The organism is Actinosynnema sp. NPDC023658 (assembly GCF_040639995.1).
Lineage (GTDB): Bacteria > Actinomycetota > Actinomycetes > Mycobacteriales > Pseudonocardiaceae > Actinosynnema.
The window spans coordinates 1-1,263 of sequence record NZ_JBFAAX010001351.1 but is presented as its reverse complement, the minus strand read 5'-3'; the positions used below and the strand labels follow the sequence as shown (position 1 = coordinate 1,263).

Annotated in this window: 1 protein-coding gene; it reads left to right on the top strand. The window is 74.4% G+C overall.

The genetic code is table 11. The annotated features are described in order from the left end of the window. The coding region (locus tag AB0G02_RS40890; RefSeq protein ID WP_360806138.1) for a S1 family peptidase at positions 1-1,221 on the top strand (1,221 nt) is incomplete at its 5' end. Positions 1,222-1,263: the final 42 nt, after the last annotated feature.

Genomic DNA, 1,263 nt, shown 5'->3' with positions numbered 1-1,263 from the left:
CTGGACGGCCGGTTCGGCGGCGCGTGGATCGACTCCTCCGGCACGCTGACCGTCGGCGTGACCCGCGCGTCGGACGCCGACCAGGGCGGGGTGCGCACCGAGGTGGTCCGGCGCAGCGACGCCGACCTGGACGCGGTGAAGGCCGCGCTGGACGCGAACGCGGCCCGGGCGCCGCGCTCGGTGCCCGGCTGGTACGTCGACCTGCCCACGAACAGCGTGGTGGTCAAGTCCCGGCCCGGCGCGCTCGCCGCCGCACGCGCGTTCGTCGCGTCGTCCGGGGTCGACGCCTCGGCCGTCCGCCACACCGCCACCACCGAGGCGCCGCGCCCGCTGATCGACGTCATCGGCGGCAACGCCTACCTCATCGGCAGCGGCACGCGCTGCTCGGTCGGCTTCTCCGTCAACGGCGGGTTCGTCACCGCCGGGCACTGCGGCACCACCGGCGCGACCACGTCCAACCCCGGCGGCACGTTCCGCGGGTCGAGCTTCCCCGGCAACGACTACGCGTGGGTGCAGGTCGCGGCGGGCAACACCCCGCGCGGCCTGGTGAACGACTACGCCGGCGGCACGGTGTCCGTCGCGGGCTCGCAGGACGCGCCGGTCGGCTCGGCGGTGTGCCGCTCCGGCTCGACCTCCGGCTGGCACTGCGGCACCATCCAGGCCCGCAACTCCTCGGTGACCTACCCGCAGGGCACCGTCACCGGCCTGATCCAGACCACGGTGTGCGCCGAGCCGGGCGACTCGGGCGGCTCGCTGCTGGCCGGCACCCAGGCGCAGGGCGTGACCTCCGGCGGTTCGGGCGACTGCACCTCCGGCGGCACCACGTACTTCCAGCCGGTCAACGAGATCCTCCAGACCTACGGCCTGACCCTGGCCACCGCCGGTGGCGGCGACCCGAACCCGCCGACCGGCTGCCAGGGCTCGGAGACGACCTACAACGGCACCCTGGCCGCGGGCGGGCAGGCGTACCAGCCGAACAACAGCTACTACCAGTCCACGGTGTCCGGCGCGCACGTCGGCTGCCTCGTGGGTCCGGGCGGCGCCGACTTCGACCTCTACCTGGAGAAGTGGAGCGGCAGCGCCTGGGCCGTCGTGGCCAAGGGCGACAGCCCCGGGGCCGACGAGGCGGTGAGCTACAACGGCACCGCCGGCTACTACCGCTACCGCGTACACGCGTACAGCGGGTCCGGCAGCTACACGTTGGGGGTCACCAACCCCTGACGCGTCCGGGGGACAGAAGAGCCGCCGCAGGTCCGTGCCGTG